The sequence below is a fragment of the Kumtagia sp. genome, assembly GCF_059502445.1.
In genome coordinates this window covers 66,323-87,395 of sequence record NZ_JCACER010000027.1, presented here as the reverse complement: position 1 = coordinate 87,395, position 21,073 = coordinate 66,323, and the positions used below count along the sequence as shown (strand labels likewise).

The following is a 21,073-nucleotide window of genomic DNA, read 5'->3' as shown; positions in this document are numbered from 1 at the left end:
TCTCCCCCCTTGCGGGGGAGATGTCCGGCAGGACAGAGGGGGGTGCGAAGGAGCAGCAACTCTCGAGACTAGCCCAACAAGGCGAGAGGGGCACCGTGTTTGACACGCCCCGCTCCGACCCCCGCATCCTCGCCGGCATCGTCGCGCTGGCGGCGATCGGCGTGCTGATCGGCGGCGCTTTCCTCGGGCTTCTGGTCGAGGGCATGCACGACTGGTCGGGAGCGCTCGCCGCCTTCGATGGCTACCTCTTCCGCATCGCCCGCTTCACCGTCTGGCAGGCGGCGCTGTCGACGCTGCTCTCGATCGTCCCGGCGATGCTGCTGGCGCGCGCCCTGTCGCGGCATCCGGACTTCTTCGGCCGCGCCTTCATCCTAAAACTGTTCGCCCTGCCGCTGGCATTGCCGGCGATCGTCGCGGCACTCGGCCTGCTCGAGCTCTACGGCCGCGCCGGCTACTTCGCCGGCCTGCTCGGCTGGTTTTCCGGCGGCGACTGGCCGGGCATCTACGGGCTTTCGGGCATTCTCGTCGCGCACGTCTTCTTCAACCTGCCGCTGGCGACCCGCCTCTTCCTCGAGGCACTCGACACGGTGAGCCCCGACCAGTGGCGGCTGGCGAGCCAGCTCGGCATGAGGGCCGGGCCTTCCTTCCGCTTCATCGAATGGCCGGTGCTGCGCGCCGCGCTGCCCGGCATCGCCGGCCTCGTCTTCATGCTATGCATCACCTCGTTCACGCTGGTGCTGACGCTGGGCGGCGGCCCGCGGGCGACGACGCTGGAGGTCGCGATCTACCAGGCGCTGCGCTTCGACTTCGACCCGGCCCGCGCCGTGGCGCTGACGGCGCTGCAGGTGGCGCTCACCGCCGCGGCCGTGTTCGCGCTGTCGCGCCTCGGTGCCAATGTCACCGGCGAGGCCAATCTGAGCGTCGCCGCGCCGCGCCCGCCGGCCGCCGGCCCCGCCGAAACAGGCGTCAACGCGCTGCTGCTCGGCGCCGCCCTGCTGTTCGTCGCCGGGCCGCTCGTCGCGACTCTGCTTTCCGGCCTGCAGGCCGATCTCCTGCGCCTTGCCGGCGAGGCGACCGTGCGCAAGGCGGCCGCGACCAGCGTCGTGCTGGCGCTCGCCGCCTCCGTGCTGTCCGTGGCGCTGGCCTTCGCGCTCGTCGCGGCGCGGCGGGCGCTGGCCGTCGCCCTGCCGGGATCGCTGCTGGAGCGCGCCATGGACACCGGCGCCGGCTTCGTGCTGGTGGTGCCGCCGATCGTCATCGGCGCGGGCTGGTTCGTGCTGGCCCGGCACTTCGCCGACGTGTTCGCGCTCGCCCCTGTCATGGTGGTGACGGTCAATGCGGTGATGGCCATGCCGTTCGCCGTACGCGCCATCCGGCCGCGCTACGACGCCGCCGCCGAGCGCCACGACCGGCTGTGCGCCGCCCTCGGCATAAGCGGCTGGACCCGGCTCAGGCTGGTCGATGCCCCGGTGCTGAAGCGCGCCGCCGCCACCGCCGGCGCCTTCGCCATGACGCTGTCGCTCGGCGACCTCGGCGTCGTCGCCCTGTTCGGCAGCGATGCCGTGCAGACCTTGCCCTATCTGCTGTTCTCGCGCATGGGCAGCTACCGCACCGCCGACGCCGCCGGCCTGGCGCTGCTGCTCGGCCTGCTCTGCCTGGCGCTGATGATGGTCGCCGACCGCCTCGCCCGGGAGAAGCCGCAATGAGCGGGCTGGGCGCCGGAATCCGCATCGACGACGTCCGCTTCGCTTATCCGGACATGAAGATGCTGTTCGACGTCGACATCCCTCCCGCCGTCGTCACCGTGGTGATGGGCGCCAGCGGCTCGGGCAAGTCGACTCTGCTCGACCTCGTCGCCGGCTTCCGCCAGCCGCAAGGCGGGCGCATCCTGATCGCCGGCGTCGACGTCACGGCGCTGCCGCCCGACCGCCGGCCGGTGTCGATGATCTTCCAGGAGAACAATCTCTTCGCCCATCTCGACGTAGCCAGGAATGTCGGGCTCGGCCGCTCGCCGTCGCTCCGGCTCTCCAAGGCCGACCACGAGGCGGTGGCGCAGGCGCTCGCCCGCGTCGGGCTCGCCGGCAAGGAGCGGCGTCTGCCGCGCGAGCTTTCCGGCGGCGAGCGCCAGCGCGTCGCGATCGCCCGGGTGCTGGTGCGCGACCGGCCGGTGCTGTTGATGGACGAACCCTTCGCCGCGCTCGGACCGGCGCTGCGCGACGACATGCTCGACCTGATCGCCGCGCTGCAGGCCGAGCGCGGGCTCACGGTCGTGCTGGTGACGCACCATCCGGACGACGCCCGCCGCATCGCCGGGCACATGGTTTTTCTGGAGGATGGCCGGGTCGCCGCCGCCGGTCCGGCCGCCGCATTCTTCACCGAGGGTGGACCGGAGGCATTCAGGCGCTATATTGGCGCCGAGAGTCGCTCCGCCGAAACGCCGAGCGCTGCCCGGAAGCCGACATAATTGCGAGGCAGACGGGGCCGAACGGCCTCGCCATGCTGTCGGTCGTAGGCAGGCCAGCGACTCGCAAGGCCCGGCAGGCAGAATAGTCGGCTGAAGCGAAGGAAAGGAACCCGATCTGACCGATACCCTGACGAGACGCGAACTTTCGCAGGCCAAACCGCTTGCGAACGCCCGGCGTCTGGCATCGGTCGGGCTTGTCCTCGTGCTCGCCGGCTGCCAGGGTTTCCCGTCCGACGTGCGCGAATCCAACTTCCAGCCGTCCAACAATCCGGTCACCGTCGACAGCGTCAGCCGCAACAACAAGCTGGCCGAGTTGGCACGCGCCCAGCACCCGCGCATCCTCGCCACCTATGGCGGCGAGTACTCCGATCCCAAGCTGGAGCGCATGGTCGCCAAGGTGGTGGGCAGCCTGACCACCGTATCCAACAACCCGACGCAGACCTACCGCATCACCATCCTCAACTCGCCCAACGTCAACGCCTTCGCGCTGCCGGGCGGCTACCTCTACGTGACGCGCGGCCTGCTGGCGCTCGCCAACGATTCAGCCGAGCTGGCGGCGGTGATCGCCCACGAGATGGGCCACGTCACCGCCAACCACGGCCTGCAGCGGCAGCAGAAGGAAGCGGAGGAGGTGCTGGCCACCAAGGTGGTCACCGACGTGCTCGGCGAGACGCCGAACGCCAAGCTGGCGCTGATCCGCGGCAAGCTCAGGCTCGCCCAGTTCTCGCGCAACCAGGAGCTGGAGGCCGATGCCATCGGCATCAAGACCAGCCAGCTCGCCGGCTACGATCCCAATGCGGCGGCGCGCTTCCTGCAGTCGATGTCGGACTACACCAACTTCCGCAACATCAGCGGCGCCACCGATCCCAGCCTCGACTTCCTCGCCAGCCATCCGAACGCACCGCAGCGCATCGAGCTGGCCCGCGCCCATGCCCGCCAGTTCGGTCCGCCTGGCACCGGCGCCACCGACCGCGACTCCTTCCTGGCCGGCATAGACGGCCTGCTCTACGGCGACACGCCGCAGGAGGGATTCGTGCGCGGCAACACCTTCCTGCACCCGAAGCTCGGCATCTCCTTCTCGGTGCCCTCCAATTTCGCCATCGACAATTCGGCGGCCGCGGTCACCGCCACCGGCCCGGGCGACATGGCGATCCGCTTCGACGGCGTCACGCTCGATGCCAAGGTCACGCTGCCCGACTACATCCGCAGCGGCTGGGTGACCGGCCTCGATCCGACGAGCGTGCGCTCCGAGACGATCAACGGCAACGAGGCGGCGATCGCCAGCGCGCGTGCCGAAGGCTGGCAGTTCGACATCACGGTGATCCGCGTCGGCGGCCAGGTCTACCGCCTGCTCACGGCGGCGCCGCTCGCCAACACCAGCATGAACGTGATCGCCCGCCAGGTCGGCGGCAGCTTCAAGGCGCTCAGCGACAGCGAAAAGGCGGCGCTGAAGCCGCTGCGCATCCGCGTGATCACGGTGAAGCCTGGCGACACGGTCGGCAGCCTGTCGGCGAAGATGGCCGGCGTCGACCGCAAGCTCGACCTGTTCCGGCTGCTCAATGCGCTGTCGCCCGTCGCTTCGGTCTCGGCCGGCGACAAGGTGAAGATCATTTCCGATCAGTAGCCCGCGGCCGCGTCGTCGAGTTTTCACGCGGCCGCGAGGTCTATTGCCCTGCGGCGGTGCTGGTCGAGCACTATCTGGAAGCCAGCTCGAACCCGGCCACGCCGAGGGCGACGTTCAATCCGGTCTGGCCCTGTACGCTGACGGGCTGCAGCACGAAGTCGCGTGCCGACTGGCGCACAAGCACATTGGTGCCGACGCCCAGCGCCGCCGTCACTTCCGCGCCGACGCCGCCATAGCGGCCGGCGAGAGCGCCCGGGCCGTAGGCGTCGAAGCTGGTCGCCAGCACGGCCCATTTCATCACGCTCCCGCCGGTGAAGCCGAGATCGACGCCGTAGCGGCTGATGACGCCGGAGTAGGTTTCCGGAGGCAGGTTCGGCAGGGCAGGGTTGTAGGTGCAGGCGACCTGCTTGGTCGAGCCGAAGACGAAGCCATCACCGCCGGCGACGTTGCAAACCAGCATGCCGATCTCGACGTTGCCGGCCTGCGCGAAGGAGGCGCTGCCTGCCAGCGCGATTGCGGCGGTCGCCGCAAGAACAATTCTCTTCATCGGTCGAAACTCCTCAACAAAGGCCGCCCATCCCTCAACCGGCAACCCCGGCGGGCGGTTCCATCCGGAGCGGAGCCACGGGGTAGCTCACGGCGTTTTGAATTGGCCGGTACCCGGGCCGTAAAGCCCGCGATCCCTAGGTGCCGAATGCTATTCGCCTAGCGGCGGCGGTAACCGGTCCACATCCAGCCCAGCGCGGCGCCGAGGGCTATTCCGATCGTTATGCCGATGGGCGTGCTGTCCATCGCCGAGCCGATGACGGCTCCGGCCCCGGTGCCCAGCGCGATGCCGAGAGCCATTCCGAAACATCGATCGATCATGGCCGTATGATAGACCGCCCCTGAGGCGGGAATGCGATATCGCTTCCGCGAGCGGCACAAAACAAAAACCCCGCCGAAGCGGGGTTCCGGTAGCAGCGAAAAGTTTCGGCTCAGATGCCGAGGCCTTCGTAGCGCTTCTTGAACTTGGAGAGACGGCCGCCGCGGTCGAGCAGGGTCTGCTGGCCGCCGGTCCAGGCCGGATGGGTGGTCGGGTCGATGTCGAGATTCATCGTGTCCCCTTCCTTGCCCCAGGTCGAACGGGTCGTGTATTCCGTGCCGTCAGTCATGACGATCTTGATCGTGTGGTAGTCGGGGTGGATCTTCTCTTTCATCGGTCTGGTCCTGGCTGTCGCGGGGCGCTTGCCTGCCTGCGGCGATGCGCGCACTGTCAAAACGAATGAAGCCGCAGCTATTGGACGGCCGCGGCTACAAAAACGGTCGGCGGGCCTATACACCAGCCCGGTTTGAAGCACAAGCCGCCCGACCCGGAAGGACTACGATGGAGGAAACGAAACGGCGGTCGCTGAAGCCCCTGCGCCGCCTCATGCCCTATGTGATCCGCTATCGCGGCATGGCGATCGGCGCGGCCGTTTCCCTCGTCGTCGCGGCCGTCACGACGCTGACCCTGCCGCTCGCCGTGCGGCGCATGATCGACCATGGCTTCTCCTCGCCGGATTCGACCTTCATCTCCAACTATTTCGGAATGCTGGTGGTGATCGCCGCGGTGCTGGCGGCGGCTTCGGCGGCGCGCTACTACTTCGTCATCACGCTCGGCGAGCGCGTCGTCGCCGATTTGCGCCGAGACGTCTTCTCTCACGTCACGAGCCTGTCGGCCGGCTTCTTCGACACGGTGCAGTCGGGCGAGATCGTGTCGCGGCTGACCGCCGACACCACGCAGATCAAGGCGGCCGTCGGCGCCAGCGCCTCGCTGGCGCTGCGCAACGCCATCCTCGGCATCGGCGCGGTGGCCATGATGGTCGTCACTAGCCCGAAGCTCTCCGGCCTCGTCATCGTCGCCATTCCGGTGATCGTGCTGCCGCTGGTGGCCTTCGGCCGTTCGGTGCGGCGCCGTTCACGCGCTGCGCAGGACATGCTGGCCGAGGCCTCGGCCTATGCCAGCGAACAGATCGGCGCGGTGCGCACGCTGCAGGCCTATACCAACGAGCGGCTGGTGACCGGGCGCTTCGCGGGCGCCGTCGAAACCGCCTTCGCGGCGGCTCGATCGTCCGTTCTGGCGCGCGCTCTCCTCACCTTTTTCGCCATTTTCACCATCTTCGCCTCGGTGGTGGCCGTGCTGTGGTTCGGCTCGCGCGACGTGCTGGCGGGCGCGATGTCGCCGGGCACGCTCGGCCAGTTCCTGCTGTTCTCGGTCTTCGCCGCCGGCGCGCTCGGCGCGCTGTCGGAGACCTGGGGCGAGCTCAGCCAGGCCGGCGGCGCGGCCGAGCGGCTGATGGAACTGCTTGCGGAAGAGCCGGCGATCGCGAAACCGGCAAATGCCGTGGCGTTGCCGGCAAGGCCGCTCGGCTCGGTCGCCTTCCGCGGTGTCTCCTTCACCTATCCGTCGCGCCCCGACCTGCCGACGCTGCACGACCTCACCTTCACCATCAAGCCGGGAGAGAAGGTCGCTCTGGTGGGCCCGTCCGGGGCCGGCAAGAGCACGATCTTCTCGCTGATCCTGCGCTTCTACGACCCGCAGGCGGGTTCGGTGCGAGTCGACGGGGTCGACGTGGCGGCAGCCGATCCTGCCGAGCTGCGCGGCCGCCTCGCCATCGTCCCGCAGGACGTCACCATCTTCGCGGCCTCGGCCGGCGACAATATCGGCTTCGGCCGACCGGGCGCGAGTGCCGCCGAGGTCGAGGCTGCGGCGCGCGATGCCTTCGCCGACGACTTCATCCGAAAGCTGCCCGACGGTTATGCCACCCAGGTCGGCGAGCGCGGCGTGACGCTGTCGGGCGGCCAGCGCCAGCGCATCGCGATCGCACGGGCGATATTGCGCGATGCGCCGATCCTGCTGCTCGACGAAGCGACGTCGGCGCTCGACGCCGAAAGCGAGAGCGCCGTGCAGGAAGCGCTGGAGCGGCTGATGCAGGGGCGCACCAGCATCGTGATTGCCCACCGCCTCGCCACCGTGCTCAAGGCCGACCGCATCCTGGTGATGGACGAGGGCCGCATCGTCGAGGAAGGCACCCATGCCAGCCTTGTCGCCAGGGGCGGGCTCTACGCGCGGCTGGCCGAGCTGCAGTTCGCCGACGGCAAGGCCGGGTTCGCCAGGGCGGCGGAGTAGGCTCAGGCGGGCCGCCAGTCGGCCAGCAGCGTCGCATGGCCAAACTGCGCCGTCTTCGCGACATGGCGGGCGTCGGCGGTGACGAAAATCCCGCCCCGCTCGATCGCCATGGCGTGGTAGAGGCTGTCGAACAGCGTGGGATAGCCGCCGCCGGGAGACTGTGTTCGCGCGATGGCTTCCGCCAGCGTCAGGTCGGCTTGGTTCGGTTCTTCGATGACGAGACCCAAGGCGCGAAATTCCTCGAAAAGGCTGCCGACCGTGGTCAAGGGCACTCCGACGTGGAGCGAGGCGGACAACGTCTCGTAGAGGACGAGCGACGGAGTCAGATAGCCATCGCCCTTTGCCAGCATGTGATCGACAAAGGACCGAGCGTGATCACTGTCGTCCTCATCCTTCAGCAATTTGACGAAAATGGAGGCGTCGACAACGATCACTCGTGCCTGCCTTCGAGAACGTCAATCGGCCGGCCGTCCCACTCCATTCGCTTTCTGCGTAGGAATTCGCTTCCGGACTCCTCAGCCGTTGCGGGTCGACGTATCTCATCCAGGGTCTTCTGCAGGTTCCGGATCGCGACATCGCGCAACGCCTGATCGATCGCTTTCTCTACGAACCGCGACCGTTCATTCTTCGGCACGACTGCTTCCAGCTTGCTCTTCACATCTGCAGCGATCGAAAAGGTCGCGCGCTCCTTCGGGCCGGATGCATTCATGGCTGCGCCTCCTTTAAAGCGTATCTTATCCTCATACTCTTTCGTACGCAAATTTCGTACGCACGCCAACTGTCCCGCTCGCGCTCACCCCAGCAGGTTGCGGGCGGTGCGCATGAAGATGCGCGCGCCGATGGCGATCAGGTCGTCGGGGAAATCGTAGTCCGGATTGTGCAGCGCCGGCCGGTCGACGCCGGCGCCGAGGAAGAACATCGCCGATTTCGAGGAGTGGCCGAACACGCCGAAATCCTCGGAGGCGCGCAGCGGCAGCTGCTCCTCGTCGTGGGGAATGCCCTCCGCATCGAGCGCGGCGCGCAGGTGCTCCACCGCCTCCGGCGCATTCAGGCTGGCGACGAAGATCTCGTGATAGTCGACCGTGTGGCGCAGGCCGTCTTTCCCGGCGGCTTCATGTACCAGCGCTTCCGCCGCCGCGCAGAGGTCGGCCATGCGCTCGTCGAGGCGGGTGCGCAGCGTGGCGCGGATCTCCGCCCGCCCCGGCGCGATGCCGAAGACCGGCTCGCCCATGGACGCATGGGTGACGGTGACCATGGCGAAGTCGTCGTCGTGAAAACTGCCGCCGCCGAGCTTCGCCAGCGCCGGCATCAGCCGGCTGACGGCGAGCATCGGCGAGGTTCCTGTCTCCGGCATGGAGGAATGGGCGGTCTTGCCGTCGAGCACGATGCGGATGCCGCGCGAGGCGCAGTTGACGACGCCGGGCTTCAACCGGACATGCCCGAGCGGCGTGCCCGGCACATTGTGCAGCGAGAAGGCGAAATCCGGGCGAATGTTCTCGTAGCGCGGATCGGCCGCCACGCCGGCGGCGCCGTTGCCGGTTTCCTCCGCCGGCTGGAACATCAGCACGACGCGGCCGCGGGCCGGCGGGCGTCGGCCGAACTGACGGGCGAGGGCGGCGAGGATGGTGGTGTGGCCGTCATGGCCGCACATATGCGACTTGCCGGGGACGGTGGAGCGATGCGGGATGTCCGGCAACTCCTCGATGGGCAGCGCGTCGAGCTCGCTGCGGAACAACACGGTCGGCCCTGGGCCGGCGCCCTCGTAGACGATCGCCACGCCGTGGCCGCCGAGGCCCGTGAGCACGGCGCTCGGGCCGGTGCCGGCGAGGAAGTCGACGACGCGCCGCGCCGTCGCCTCCTCCTCGTTGGAGATTTCGGGAAACCGGTGCAGCTCGCGCCGGAACGCGACGAGATCGGCGATGTCCTGATTGGTCAGTTCCATGATGTCTTCCGTCCTAAAGGTTCGACGCGCCATGTCGGCCGGCATTGCGCCCGGAAAAGATGCAGCCGCCGAGGAAGGTGCCTTCCAGCGCATTGTAGCCGTGGTATCCGCCGCCGCCGAAGCCGGCGGCCTCGCCCGCCGCATAGAGGCCGGTGATCGGCTCGCCCGTCGCGTCGAGCACCCGGCCATCGAGGTCCGTGTGGATGCCGCCGAGCGTCTTGCGGGTGAGGATGTTGAGGCGCACGGCAATCAGGGGGCCGCTGGCCGGATCGAGAATTTTGTGCGGCTTGGCGGTGCGGATCAGCCGGTCTCCGAGATAGGCGCGGGCGCCGCGGATGGCGATCACCTGCGCGTCCTTGCAGAATGGGTTGTCCAGCTCGCGGTCGCGCGCCTCGATCTGCGCCTTCAGCCGGTCATGGTCGATCGGCGGCGCGGCGGCCAGCCGGTTCATGCCGGCGACCAGCTCGGGCAGGGTGGTCGCCACGACGAAATCCTCGCCATTGCGCTTGAAGGCTTCCACCGGCGGCGGAGCGCCCGCGCCGCGGCGGCTCTTCAGCACCTTCAGCCAGCTGCCGGAGGTGAGGTCGGGGTTCTGCTCCGAGCCCGACAGCGCGAATTCCTTCTCGATGATCTTCTGCGTCAGCACGAACCACGAATGGTCATGGCCGGTGGCCAGGATGTGCTTCAGCGTCGCCAGCGTGTCGAAGCCCGGCAGGCAGGGCGCCGGCAGCCGTTCGCCGCGCGCGGCGAACCAAAGCGACGACGGCCCGGGCAGGATGCGGATGCCGTGGTTCGGCCAGATCGGGTCCCAGTTGCGCAGGCCCTCGGTGTAGTGCCACATGCGGTCGCCGTTGATGACGGCCGCCCCCGCCTGTTGTGCGACGCCGATCATGCGGCCATCGACATGCGGCGGCACGCCGGCCACCATGAAGCGTGGCGGCTCGCCCAGCCGGCCGCGCGGCCAGCTTTTCCGCACCAGCTCGAGATCGCCGCCGATGCCGCCGGAGCAGACGAGAACCGCGCCGGCCTGCAGCTCGAAGTCGCCGACTGCCGTGCGGCTCGAGGGCTGGCCGCGCAGCACGCCGGAGGGCTCCAGCACCTCGCCGGCGACGCCGACGACTGCGCCTCCGGACTTGACCAGCCGGCTGACGCGGTGGCGGAACTTTAGCGCGATGCGGCCCTGGCCGGCATGCTCCTGCACGCGGCGGATGAACGGCGCCAGCACGCCCGGCCCGGTGCCCCAGGTGACGTGGAAGCGCGGCACCGAATTGCCGTGGCCGTGCGCATGGCCGCCGCCGCGCTCGGCCCAGCCGACCACCGGGAACCAGCGCATGCCCTGTGCGTGCAGCCAGGGGCGCATCCCGCCCGCGGCGAAGTCGACAAAAGCCTCCGCCACCCTGCGCGGCCAGAAATCCTCGGGCCGATCGAACTGCGCTGAGCCCATCCAGTCCTGCAGGGCGAGATCGCGGCTGTCGCGGATGCGCATGCGCCGCTGCTCCGGGCTGTCGACGAAGAACAGGCCACCGAGCGACCAGAAGGCCTGGCCGCCGAGCGAATTCCCGCCTTCCTGCTCGACGACGACGACGCGCCGGCCGGCATCCGCCAGCTCCGCCGCCGCGACCAGGCCGGCCAGCCCGCCGCCCACGATGATGGCATCGGCCGTCTCGGCCATTGGTGTCCTCCCGTTCCGGCGCAGCCTATCGGCTATCGGGCGGAACGCAATTCCTTCAGCAGCTCCGGTCCGCTCCAGCGTCGGCGCTGGCCGCTCTCGGCCTCATGCACCAGCTCCACCAGCCGGCGATTGACGGGAGCGGGCATGCCTTGCCTACCGGCCAGGCGGACGGCCTCGCCGTTCAGCCAGTCGACATCCGTCCTGCGGCCGGCGTCGAGCGCGTCGATCATCGAGGAGCGGGCGGCCGGATCGACCTCCAGCACGCTGCCGGCGAGCCGCAGGAACAGCCAGTCGGGCAGGCCGAGCAGCCAGGGCACGAGGCCCGGCGGCAGCGCGGTCAGTCTTGCCGGGCGGATGCCGGCGGCCTTCATCGCCGTCAGCGCCTCGCGCTGCGCCATGGCAAGACACCGCCGGTAGGCGCGCTGCGACAGCTCTTCGCGCAACGTCAGACCGGACAGGCCGCTGACGGCGTTGTTGAGGTTGAGCAGCAGCTTGCCCCATTGCACCGGCCGGAACGAGGCATGCCGGACGAGCGGCAATCCGGCCTTGGCGAAGGCCGGCAGGAAGGGTGTCAAGGCGGCATTGTCCTCGACGTCGAGGGCGCCCTGCGTCGCCTGCTTGAAGGTCGGACCCGGAAGCTGCACCACGTTGAAAGGCACCATGCCGGCGAGCACTGTCCGACCGGGGAGTGCCGCGCGTAGGATCTCCTCGTTGCCGATGCCGTTCTGGAAGCTGATCACGATCGCCTGCGGTGGCGCGTGCTCTGCAAATACGCCGGCAGCGGCGGCCGTGTCGCTGGCCTTGACGGTGACCAGCACGAGTGTCGCATCGGCGAGCACTTCCGGATCGGTGCGGTAGTCGACCGAGCCCGGCGGCAGGAGGAAGTCGGCACCGCGATAGTCGGCGACGCGCAGTCCGCCGGCCGCGATCGCCGCGCCGAACCGTTCGCGGCCGATGAAGCGCACTCTTGCGCCCGCCGCCGCCAGCCGGCCGCCGACATAGCAGCCGACGCTGCCGGCGCCGAAGATGCAGATCAGGGGCGGGGTCTGCATGCGCTGCCTCCTCTCGGCGCTACGCCGGCCGCCGATGCATCATCCGCCGTAGCGGGTTTTCAGGTGGTCGATGAAATGGGCCGCGTTCAGCCGCTCGCCGGTCGCCCGCTCCAGCAGTTCCGGCGTCGACCAGCGCGAACCCTGCGACCAGATTCTCTGCCGCCGCCAGTTGTTGATCGCCTCGAAGCGGCCTTGCGCGATATCGTCGTCGAAGGCTTGGTGCTCGCGCCGCAGCGCCGCCGCCTGCTGCGCCGCCATCATGGCGCCCAGCGTGTAGGAAGGGAAATAGCCGAAGGCCCCTGCCGGCCAGTGCACGTCCTGCATCGGCCCGTCCTGGAAATTGCCGGCGGTCGACAGGCCGAGATAGTCGCGCATCTTGGCGTCCCAGGCATCCGGTATGTCGGCGGCCTCCAGACGCCCGGCGACAAGCTCCTGCTCCAGTTCGAAGCGCAGGATGACGTGCAGCGGATAGGTGACCTCGTCGGCCTCGACGCGGATCAGCCCGCGCTCGACATGCAGCACATGGGCAAGGATATCGTCGATGCTCCAGCTTTCGCCGAGATGACGCTCGACGAAAGGCAGCGCCCAGCGCCAGAAGGCCGGATTGCGGGCGAGCTGCATCTCCACGAACAGGCTCTGGCTCTCGTGCACGGCCATGCCGCGCGCCTTGCCGAGCGGCCAGTGCGACCACTCCTTGGGCAGGTTCTGCTCATAGAGGGCGTGGCCGGTCTCATGCAGCACGCCCATCAGTGCCGACAGGAAGTCGGACGTCTTGTAGCGCGTGGTGATGCGCACATCCGTCGGCACGCCGCCGCAGAAGGGATGATGCGAGACCGACAGGCTGCCGTGGGTGAGGTCGAAGCCCACCGCCGTCATCATGGCGAGGCCGAGCTCGCGCTGCTTGTCGACCGGATAAGTGCCGGAAAGCTCCCGCCGCGGCGTTTTTTCCAGGCGCTTTTGCTGGGCCGCGAGCGCCTGCGGAACGAAATCGCGGAGAAAAGCCTTCAGTTCGGCGAAGATCGGAGCGATTTCCGCTGCCCGATTGCCGGGATCATATTGTTCCATCAGCGCATCATAAGGCTCAAGGCCTAGAGCGTCGGCGCGCAGCGCCGCCTCTTCGCGCACCAGCTCGACGATGCCGGACAGCGCCGGCAGGAAGCCGGCCCAGTCGTTCTTGGCGCGCAGATCACGCCAAAGCTGCTCGCAGCGCAGCCGCGCCCCGGTCTGCCGCTCGACGAATTCCGGGGGCAGGCACGTCATGTTGGTGTATTGGCGGCGGAATTCGCCCAGCGCCGCCGCCTGATTCTCGTTCAGCACCTCCTGTTCCGCCGCGGCGATCCAGTCGGCGATCTCCGGGGCGGTGGCCTGGCGGTGGTACATGCCGGCGAGCGCCGCCATCGCCTCGGCGCGCTTCTCGCCGCCGCCCGGCGCCATATGGGTGGCCTCGTCGGCGCCGAGGATCGCCAGCGCATGCTCCAGCGCCTCCAGCTTGCGGCCGATCTCGTCGAGTTTTGCGAAGGACATGGACACTCCTCAATGCTGGAAGCGAGGGGACACGAACCGCGTCTTGTTCGCAAGCCCCGGCCGGAAGTCAGAGCCGTCTTTACCGGAACCGGCCGCAACGGCAAATCGGCCGCCGGCGGGTGCCGGCGGCCGATTTGCGATCGGGTCCGCGTAGACGCGGGCTCAGCTCATGGCATCGTGATGGATCGCGCTGTCGAGCCGCGCGATTCGATCCTGCAGGACGATGTAGCGCGCCCTGGGCAGGGCGCCGTGGTGGTTGTCGGCCGTACGGATGGCATCCCTGCGGATGTCATGCGCGCGAGCCTCCAGATCGCGGTACTCGGCGCGCGTCAGCGTGCCGCGGTCGCGGTCGACCCGTATCCTGGAGCTGGCCGTTCCGAGCTCGTTGACGACGCGCTCGAGCCGCGGTCGGTATTCCGCCGCCCTGACGACCTGCGTGACCACCATGTGCGTGGCGGCGACGGGCGGCGAGACCGACGGTATCGGGGGCGGACCCATGGTCATGTGGTCGAAATAGCCGCTGTCGTCGGCCTGATCCGGCGGCTGGAATTCATGCGACCGGTGCGAGCCCAGGCCGCGATCGTGGTCGTGATCGCCGTTGGCCGCGTAGGCACCGGCGAGCGAGGTCGAGACGAGAATTGCAGCAAGGGCTGCCTTTAAGGTGAAGGAACGCATGGATGCGCCTCCTTGTGCAGACGCGAAGACACGTCTTCGCGGAACGGCTGTCCGGTCCTGTCGCGTCGCGATGCGTCTCCCTCGGCCACGGCGCGGGAGGTGTCGTCCGTGGCGATCGGGAGAACCAGGCATCGCCGGCAGTTCCCAGCCGCAGGCGTGACGCTACGCCCGCCGGCTTGCCATCGGCAAATTACAAAATGATAATTTTTCGAAGGGCTTGACCGCCGCCGTCGGCGCAGCAGCTAGAACGGGCTTGCGTCCTTGCCCGCGCTTCCGCCGAGGCGTCTGCCGGAGGCCGTCAGGAGGCGGCGCCGAGCCGCAGGACGACCTTGCCGCCGGCGTCCAACAGGACGAGCCCGGCGCCGTCCCATGCCCAGTTCCGCACCTGCTCGAGGGTGCGGAAGAATTTCGCTTCCTGGTCGGAAACGTCCGGGGCGCACATCATCCTGGTCGAGGCCACCGGCCCGAACGCGATCGTGCCGTCGTCGATCTTCGCCGAACCGCTGAAGCGGTTGCAACCGCCGGTTCCCGTCGCCCGGCCGTCGGCGCCGAGGTCAAGCGCCACCCGCGTCCCGGCGGCGACCGGCCGGCCGGCGATCTCCTCGACCGTCCATGTCCCGTAGGGACCTTCTGGCGGCGAGTCGGCCATGACGGGCGCTCCCATCGTCAGGACGACGGCCAGCAGTGCGGCCGCCGCGCCATGGCGGGTCATGCCGCGTCTCCGCCGCTGCGCCTCGCGCGCCTGCGCCGCGCCAGCATGTTGAGGCCTTCGACCAGAGCCGAGAAGCCCATGGCGGCATAGATGTAGCCCTTCGGCACATGATAGCCCATGCCGTCGGCGATCAGCGTCATGCCGATCATCAGCAGGAAGCCGAGCGCCAGCATGACGATGGTCGGGTTCTTCTCGATGAAGTTGGCGAGCGGCGTGGCGGCCAGCAGCATCACCGTCACTGCGACGATGACGGCGATGTACATGATGGCGATCTCGTCGGTCATGCCGACGGCGGTGATGATGGAATCGATCGAGAACACCAGGTCGAGCAGCAGGATCTGGAAAATCGCGCCGCCCAGCGACATTTGCAGCGTCTTGCCCAGCATCTCGTCCTTATGGTCTTCGGGATCGACGGTATGGTGGATCTCCTTGGTAGCCTTCCACACCAGGAACAGGCCGCCGGCGATCAGAATCAGGTCGCGCCACGAGAAGCCGTGGCCGAACAGGGTGAAGACCGGCTGCGTAAGCTGGACGATGAAGGAAATGGTGGCGAGCAGGACGAGGCGCATGACCAGCGCCGCGCCGATGCCCAGCTGGCGCGCCGATGCACGCTGATGCTCCGGCAGCTTGTTGGTGAGGATCGAGATGAAGATCAGGTTGTCGATGCCGAGCACGACCTCGAGCACCACCAATGTCAACAGTGCCACCCAGGCGGTGGGATTGGCGACCCATTCCATATGCATCGCGAGGAAGTCGGTCATCGGGCTCTCGTCGGATCCATGAAAACAATGGGTGAGCTGTAGTGAGAAATCGCGACAGAGGTATGAGACGCCCTCGCGCGCGTCAACGGTCTTGCCAGAATGCCGGAACGGTTTCCTCGAGGCGCGGCCCCAGCCTGAGCGGCGCGATGCGCTCGGCCAGCCCGGTTCGGTCGGAGATGTCGATGCCGACGCCGCAGATCGTCGCCGGGCCTCCCGCCGCCTCGAAGCGTCCCTTCGGCACCTTGGAGAGGAAGCGGTTGAGCGGCTCCTCCTTGTCCATGCCGAGCGACGAATCGTAGTCGCCGCACATGCCGGCATCGGTCAGGTAGCCGGTGCCGCCATTGAGGATCTGGTGGTCGGCGGTCGGCTGGTGCGTATGCGTGCCGACAACCAGGCTGGCGCGGCCGTCGACGAAATGCGCGAAGCACATTTTTTCGCTCGTCGCCTCGGCGTGGAAGTCGATCACCACCGCGTCGGCCTGCTCGCCGAGCGGACAGGCGGCAAGCTCGCGCTCGGCAGCCTGGAACGGATCGTCGAGCTCGGGATGCATGAACACCCGGCCCATGATGTTGGAGACCAGCACGCGCGCTCCGTTGCGGGCGAGATAGACGCCGGAGCCGCGCCCCGGCGTGCCCCTTGGAAAATTGGCCGGCCGCAGGAAGCGCTCCTGGCGCGGCGCGAAGTCGAGCGCCTCGCGCTGGTCCCAGACATGGTTGCCTGTGGTGACGACGTCCGCGCCGGCGGCAATCGTCTCGCGAAAAATCTCCTCGGTGATGCCGAAGCCGCCGGCGGCGTTCTCGCCGTTGACGATGACGAAGTCGAGCTTGAGGTCAGAGATCAGGCCAGGCAGTTTTTCCCAGACCGCAGTGCGGCCGGATCGTCCGACCATGTCGCCAAGAAAGAGAAGTCTCATCGTCAATCCGATCGCCGTCACGCCCGAGTACGAAGCGCCTGTCCGTATGCTCCTCCAAATAGCCGGTATGAGCGGGCGTCGCTAGGCTCAGGCGTTTTCATGGATGTGCAGGTCGGTCGAACCGCCTCAACCCGCTCTCTGTCAGGATCTCCGGGATGATCACGTCGTGGTTCTCGTCCGGCACCTGCGGCACTTCCTGGCAGTCGAAGGCGATGCCGACGAGCCGCGGCGGCCGGCCGGCCTCCTGGAGCCTGGCGATGGCGCGGTCGTAATAGCCGGCGCCATAGCCGATGCGATGGCCGCGCGCGTCGAAGGCGGCGAGCGGCACCAGCATGATCGACGGCTCCAGCACCTCCGCTTCGGGTCCTGGGCCGGACGTGCCGAAGCCCATGTCGATGAGCGCGGCGCCGCGCACCAGCTCGCGGAAGACGATGGTGGTCTTGTCGAGGATGGCGGGCAGGCAGAGCCTGGCGCCGTTTTCGCGCAGCGCAAACAGGATCGGCCGCACATCGACTTCCGAGCGCATCGGCCAGAAGCCGGAGACGATGTCCTGCGGCCCCGCCTCGATATGCCGGCGCGCCGTCTCTGCCATGGCCAGCGCTGCCTCGATGCGCCACACCGGGTCGAGCCTGTCGCGGCGGGCAAGCGCCTGCTGGCGCAGCTGCTTCTTCAGGGTTTTTGGCGTATCCGTCATCGTGGCCTCTTTGCGCGTCACGATAGACGATGCTGCCGGGCGGGACTGCCGCGAATGCGGCAGGAACAGATGAAGCGACGATCCAGGCAACCGGTGAAGAAGTCGATCCCGGGAACCTACAAAGTAGGTGGGCGCCGTATGTCCGAGCCCACGGGCCCGGCCAGGGACAGCTCCCTTCGAGATCGATAAGGCCCCGGGGAAATGTCTCTCCTGCCGCGAAGCCCAGACCGTCGCAGCGAATATAAGCCGGCGGTGCGGCGCCCGCCAGAGGCGCCTTGCACATTTGCACGGCTTGCGCAGTGCAGCATCGCTCCTTAGGGTCGCCGCGACGAACGGGATGGTTTTCATGCGCTTCGAGGGCACGGCGGCTTACGTCGCCGACAAGGATCTGATGGTGGCCGTCAACGCGGCGATCGCGCTGGAGCGGCCGCTGCTGGTCAAGGGCGAGCCCGGCACCGGCAAGACCGAGCTGGCGCGCCAGGTCGCGGCGGCGCTCGGCCTCGACCTGATCGAATGGAACGTGAAGTCCACGACCAAGGCCCAGCAAGGCCTTTACGAATATGACGCGGTCAGCCGGCTGCGCGACAGTCAGCTCGGCGACGGCCGCTTCAACGACATCCACAACTACATCAGGCGCGGCAAGCTGTGGGACGCCTTCGCCGCCGACCGCAAGGTCGTGCTTCTGATCGACGAGATCGACAAGGCCGATATCGAGTTCCCGAACGACCTGTTGCAGGAACTCGACCGTATGGAGTTCTTCGTCTACGAGACCGGCGAGACCATCTCGGCGAAACACCGGCCGATCGTCATCATCACCTCCAACAACGAGAAGGAGCTGCCCGACGCCTTCCTGCGCCGCTGCTTCTTCCACTACATCCGCTTCCCCGACGCCGAGACGCTGCAAAGAATCGTCGACGTGCATTATCCCGGGATCAAGCAGGCGCTGGTGCGCGCCGCGCTCACGCGGTTCTACGAGATCCGCGAGGTGCCGGGCCTGAAGAAGAAGCCGTCGACCTCTGAGGCGCTCGACTGGATCCGGCTGCTGGTGACCGACGACGTAGCGCCGGAGGATCTGCGCACCGATCCGAAGAACATGCTGCCCAAGCTGCATGGCGCGCTGCTCAAGAACGAGCAGGACGTGCATCTGTTCGAGAAGCTGGCGTTCATGGCGCGGCGGCAGGGATAGATTCCCAACCGGATAGCTCTCAGCCGGTCCTTCCCTCCGCGACATGCAGGGTCAGGCGCAGCCATTCCCCTGGCCGTGGACCGTTGCGGCCCGTCGCCGCCGGCCGCATCCTGCCCCAACTGGCTCAACGGTTGAGGCCAGACCTGCCCGAGGGGAAGACCATGAGCGTCACCATCCGCCCGCTGCAACAATCCGATCATGCCGATTGGCGTCGGCTGTGGACAGCCTATCTGGAGTTCTACAAGGCCACCGTCTCCGAGGAGGTCTACGCCACGACCTGGCAGCGGCTGTTCGCCGGGGGCGAGTTCGAGCCGCGCGGCCTCATCGCGGTGCTGGACGGCAAGGCGGTCGGACTCGTGCATTACCTCTACCATCGCTCCTGCTGGTCGCTCGAAGGCAACTGCTATTTGCAGGACCTGTTCACCGACGCCGAGACGCGCGGCAAGGGCGTCGGCGCGGCCCTCATCAAGGCGGTGCAGGACGCCGCCGCCGAACGGGGCGTCACCAACGTCTACTGGATGACGCACGAGACCAACGACACGGCGCGCAAGCTCTATGACCGGGTGGCGCGCAAGACCGGGTTCATCGAGTATGATCTTTTATAGATCGAGAGACTTCGTCAAGATAATCGCTACGTTCGTCTCGGCTTTCACGCAAAAGCACCTCGGATGGTGTATGTCTCCGGCCAGCGAGCCGCGCGCGAAGCAAGGCAGCTCGTTCGTTCCAAGGAAGGTCTTTATTGGATTCATCATCCGGAAATGCCACGAGACAATCCTTTCACCGACACGTACAACAGGCGAGCGAGAGAGATCGGTTGCCGTGATGACCAAACTGGATACGCAGGCTCTTGCAATATTAGGTGACATACTTGCGCTTGGGGAGAGGGTATTTGTAACCCGTCGCAACTTGAGCCCGAGTATCTCGGTAGTCGATAGCGGCCTGCACGCGGAATGGGTGACAAGGGCTTTATCGTTCGCAAGCCGCACGTTCGGCACCGACTCCGACTACTATCTAAGGATTGAAGCCGCCAATATGACATCGGCCGTTGGGGACGCGCCTCTCCGATTGCTACATCATTTGAAGGCGATTAAGGCCGATATTGAAACAGGTGCTCTCGTTCAAGTTACGAGAATTGTTGAGGCTGATGTTTTTGATGATTTCCTCGAACAGGCCGAGCATCTACTAACCGCAGGCTACCGCGCACCATCTGCGGTAATTCTAGGCTGTGTGCTGGAGGATGCGCTGCGCCGGGTATGTCACCGCGAAGGTATCAACCTTCCCGATAAGCCGAAACTAGACGCCATGAATTCGGAACTTGCAAAAGCCGGCATTTATCCGAACTTGTTCAAAAGAAGATCACAGCGCTCGCTGATATCCGGAACAATGCCGCGCACGGGAAATGGGATGAGTTCACATCCGGAGATGTCGAAGCGATGCTTCGCGATGTGAGAGACATTGTAATCAGGTATTTCGCGTAGATATGTTCCTCCCCTTCTTCCTCGAACTGAAGGCCGCGCGCGTTCCCGTCTCGCTGCGCGAATACCTGACGCTGCTGGAGGGCATGGAAGCGGGGCTGGTCGAGTACGACGTGGAGGGGTTTTATTATCTCGCCCGTTCGGCGCTGGTGAAGGACGAGCGCCATATCGACCGCTTCGACCGGGTTTTCGCCCATGTCTTCAAGGGCCTCGAGGCGGTGTCCGGCGAGGCGCCGATCGATGTCGCTGCGCTTCCCGAGGAGTGGCTGCGCCGGCTTGCCGAAAAGCACCTCACCGAGGACGAGAAGAAGCTGGTCGAGGCGCTCGGCGGCTTCGAAAAGCTGATGGAGACGCTGAAGAAGCGGCTGGAGGAGCAGAAGGGCCGACACCAGGGCGGCTCGAAATGGATCGGCACGGCCGGCACCTCGCCTTTCGGTGCCTATGGCTACAATCCGGAAGGGGTGCGCATCGGCCAGCACGAGAGCCGCCACCGCCGCGCCGTCAAGGTGTGGGACAAGCGCGAGTTCAAAAACTTCGACGATTCCGTCGAGCTCGGCACCCGCAACATCAAGGTGGCGCTGAAGCGGCTGCGCCGCTGGGTGCGCGAGGGCGCGGAGGAGGAACTCGACCTGCCCGGCACCATCCACGCCACCGCCGAGCACGGTTACCTCGACGTGAAGACGCGGCCGGAGCGTCGCAACGCGGTGAAGCTCTTGATGTTCTTCGACGTCGGCGGCTCGATGGACGAGCACATCAGGATCGTCGAGGAACTGTTCTCGGCGGCACGCGCCGAGTTCCGCCAGCTCGAATATTTCTATTTCCACAACTGCCTCTACGAGGGCGTGTGGAAGGACAACCGACGGCGCCACTCGGAGGTGATCCCGACCTTCGACGTGCTGCACAAATACGGCCACGACTACAAGGTCATCTTCGTCGGCGACGCCTCGATGAGCCCCTACGAGGTATCCATGGCCGGCGGCTCGGTCGAGCACTGGAATCCGGAGGCCGGCGCCGTCTGGCTGGGGCGCGTGCTCGCGCAATGGCCGAACGCGGTCTGGCTGAACCCGGTCGACCGGAAGCATTGGGGCTACACCCATTCGATCGGCATGGTCCGCGAGGTCTTTTCCGATCGCATGTACCCGCTGACGCTGGCAGGACTGGAGGCCGCGACCAGGGAGTTGTCGCGGAGACATTGAAAGGCGGCAGCGGAGGTAGCAGGCGCGCGACG

General features: G+C 67.2%; 22 protein-coding genes and 1 other RNA gene. 8 read left to right on the top strand and 15 right to left on the bottom strand.

Annotated elements, in window-relative coordinates; genetic code table 11:
• Window positions 1-95 precede the first annotated feature (95 nt).
• From thiP to AC5JDC_RS11885, 3 genes are all read left to right on the top strand, one after another.
• Window positions 96-1,706 carry a thiamine/thiamine pyrophosphate ABC transporter permease gene (gene thiP / locus AC5JDC_RS11895; RefSeq protein ID WP_495841531.1) on the top strand — a complete coding sequence of 537 codons (1,611 nt, stop codon included), beginning with the start codon at window positions 96-98 and terminating at the stop codon, window positions 1,704-1,706.
• On the top strand, window positions 1,703-2,464 hold the full coding sequence (gene thiQ, locus AC5JDC_RS11890; protein ID WP_495841530.1) for a thiamine ABC transporter ATP-binding protein: 762 nt from the start codon (window positions 1,703-1,705) through the stop codon (window positions 2,462-2,464). The genes thiP and thiQ overlap by 4 nt, the downstream gene beginning before the upstream one ends.
• A gap of 202 nt (window positions 2,465-2,666) precedes the next feature.
• Window positions 2,667-4,088: a M48 family metalloprotease gene (locus tag AC5JDC_RS11885; RefSeq protein WP_245428474.1), complete on the top strand. Its 1,422-nt coding sequence runs from the start codon at window positions 2,667-2,669 to the stop codon at window positions 4,086-4,088.
• A gap of 70 nt (window positions 4,089-4,158) precedes the next feature.
• Here AC5JDC_RS11885 and AC5JDC_RS11880 read toward each other — a convergent pair whose 3' ends face one another.
• The 3 genes from AC5JDC_RS11880 to rpmE all read right to left on the bottom strand — a co-directional run bounded on the left by AC5JDC_RS11880 (window position 4,159) and on the right by rpmE (window position 5,287).
• A complete protein-coding gene (locus AC5JDC_RS11880) occupies window positions 4,159-4,635 on the bottom strand; it encodes a DUF992 domain-containing protein (protein WP_106773402.1) in 477 nt (158 codons plus the stop codon).
• A 158-nt stretch (window positions 4,636-4,793) separates the two neighbouring features.
• Complete coding sequence (locus AC5JDC_RS11875; protein ID WP_495841529.1) at window positions 4,794-4,934, bottom strand: glycine zipper domain-containing protein; 141 nt, start codon at window positions 4,932-4,934, stop codon at window positions 4,794-4,796.
• Window positions 4,935-5,065: 131 nt separating this feature from the next.
• Window positions 5,066-5,287, bottom strand: a complete 222-nt coding sequence (gene rpmE, locus AC5JDC_RS11870; protein ID WP_106773403.1) for a 50S ribosomal protein L31 — start codon at window positions 5,285-5,287, stop codon at window positions 5,066-5,068.
• A 167-nt stretch (window positions 5,288-5,454) separates the two neighbouring features.
• Here rpmE and AC5JDC_RS11865 point away from each other — a divergent pair, with 167 nt between their 5' ends.
• Window positions 5,455-7,239, top strand: coding sequence for an ABC transporter transmembrane domain-containing protein (locus tag AC5JDC_RS11865; protein WP_495841528.1), 1,785 nt, complete (start codon window positions 5,455-5,457; stop codon window positions 7,237-7,239).
• A gap of 2 nt (window positions 7,240-7,241) precedes the next feature.
• Here the strand turns inward: AC5JDC_RS11865 and AC5JDC_RS11860 are convergent, their stop codons facing one another.
• The 12 genes from AC5JDC_RS11860 to ssrS form a co-directional block, all read right to left on the bottom strand.
• Window positions 7,242-7,673 carry a type II toxin-antitoxin system VapC family toxin gene (locus AC5JDC_RS11860; protein WP_495841527.1) on the bottom strand — a complete coding sequence of 144 codons (432 nt, stop codon included), beginning with the start codon at window positions 7,671-7,673 and terminating at the stop codon, window positions 7,242-7,244.
• Window positions 7,670-7,948: a hypothetical protein gene (locus AC5JDC_RS11855; RefSeq protein WP_106773406.1), complete on the bottom strand. Its 279-nt coding sequence runs from the start codon at window positions 7,946-7,948 to the stop codon at window positions 7,670-7,672. Before AC5JDC_RS11855 ends, AC5JDC_RS11860 begins: the two co-directional genes overlap by 4 nt.
• Window positions 7,949-8,032: 84 nt before the next feature.
• Entirely contained in the window at window positions 8,033-9,181 is a 1,149-nt protein-coding gene (locus tag AC5JDC_RS11850; protein WP_495841526.1) for an amidohydrolase, read from the bottom strand.
• A 13-nt stretch (window positions 9,182-9,194) separates the two neighbouring features.
• The gene (locus tag AC5JDC_RS11845; RefSeq protein ID WP_495841525.1) at window positions 9,195-10,853 is read right to left on the bottom strand and encodes an FAD-binding dehydrogenase; all 1,659 of its coding nucleotides are present in this window, start codon (window positions 10,851-10,853) and stop codon (window positions 9,195-9,197) included.
• Between the two features lie 32 nt (window positions 10,854-10,885).
• A complete protein-coding gene (locus AC5JDC_RS11840; RefSeq protein WP_495841524.1) occupies window positions 10,886-11,905 on the bottom strand; it encodes a 2-dehydropantoate 2-reductase in 1,020 nt (339 codons plus the stop codon).
• A gap of 39 nt (window positions 11,906-11,944) precedes the next feature.
• Window positions 11,945-13,429, bottom strand: coding sequence for a carboxypeptidase M32 (locus AC5JDC_RS11835; protein ID WP_495841523.1), 1,485 nt, complete (start codon window positions 13,427-13,429; stop codon window positions 11,945-11,947).
• Window positions 13,430-13,591: 162 nt separating this feature from the next.
• Window positions 13,592-14,104 carry a hypothetical protein gene (locus tag AC5JDC_RS11830; RefSeq protein ID WP_495841522.1) on the bottom strand — a complete coding sequence of 171 codons (513 nt, stop codon included), beginning with the start codon at window positions 14,102-14,104 and terminating at the stop codon, window positions 13,592-13,594.
• Window positions 14,105-14,402: 298 nt separating this feature from the next.
• Window positions 14,403-14,816: an META domain-containing protein gene (locus tag AC5JDC_RS11825; RefSeq protein WP_495841521.1), complete on the bottom strand. Its 414-nt coding sequence runs from the start codon at window positions 14,814-14,816 to the stop codon at window positions 14,403-14,405.
• Entirely contained in the window at window positions 14,813-15,577 is a 765-nt protein-coding gene (locus tag AC5JDC_RS11820) for a TerC family protein (RefSeq protein ID WP_495841520.1), read from the bottom strand. The genes AC5JDC_RS11825 and AC5JDC_RS11820 overlap by 4 nt, the downstream gene beginning before the upstream one ends.
• Before the next feature lie 82 nt (window positions 15,578-15,659).
• Window positions 15,660-16,490, bottom strand: a complete 831-nt coding sequence (locus tag AC5JDC_RS11815) for a TIGR00282 family metallophosphoesterase (protein WP_495841519.1) — start codon at window positions 16,488-16,490, stop codon at window positions 15,660-15,662.
• Between the two features lie 97 nt (window positions 16,491-16,587).
• Window positions 16,588-17,184, bottom strand: a complete 597-nt coding sequence (locus AC5JDC_RS11810) for a 5-formyltetrahydrofolate cyclo-ligase (RefSeq protein WP_495841518.1) — start codon at window positions 17,182-17,184, stop codon at window positions 16,588-16,590.
• A gap of 75 nt (window positions 17,185-17,259) precedes the next feature.
• Window positions 17,260-17,416, bottom strand: a non-coding RNA gene (ssrS, locus tag AC5JDC_RS11805) — 6S RNA.
• 114 nt (window positions 17,417-17,530) lie between these two features.
• Between ssrS and AC5JDC_RS11800 the strand changes: the two genes are divergently transcribed.
• The 4 genes from AC5JDC_RS11800 to AC5JDC_RS11785 all read left to right on the top strand — a co-directional run bounded on the left by AC5JDC_RS11800 (window position 17,531) and on the right by AC5JDC_RS11785 (window position 21,041).
• Window positions 17,531-18,370, top strand: coding sequence for an AAA family ATPase (locus AC5JDC_RS11800; RefSeq protein WP_495841517.1), 840 nt, complete (start codon window positions 17,531-17,533; stop codon window positions 18,368-18,370).
• 161 nt (window positions 18,371-18,531) lie between these two features.
• Entirely contained in the window at window positions 18,532-18,975 is a 444-nt protein-coding gene (locus AC5JDC_RS11795) for a GNAT family N-acetyltransferase (RefSeq protein WP_495841516.1), read from the top strand.
• A gap of 217 nt (window positions 18,976-19,192) precedes the next feature.
• Window positions 19,193-19,819 (top strand): hypothetical protein, encoded by a 627-nt coding sequence (locus AC5JDC_RS11790; protein WP_495841515.1) that lies wholly within the window; start codon window positions 19,193-19,195, stop codon window positions 19,817-19,819.
• A gap of 31 nt (window positions 19,820-19,850) precedes the next feature.
• Window positions 19,851-21,041: a vWA domain-containing protein gene (locus AC5JDC_RS11785; RefSeq protein WP_495841514.1), complete on the top strand. Its 1,191-nt coding sequence runs from the start codon at window positions 19,851-19,853 to the stop codon at window positions 21,039-21,041.
• The last annotated feature ends 32 nt before the right edge of the window (window positions 21,042-21,073 follow it).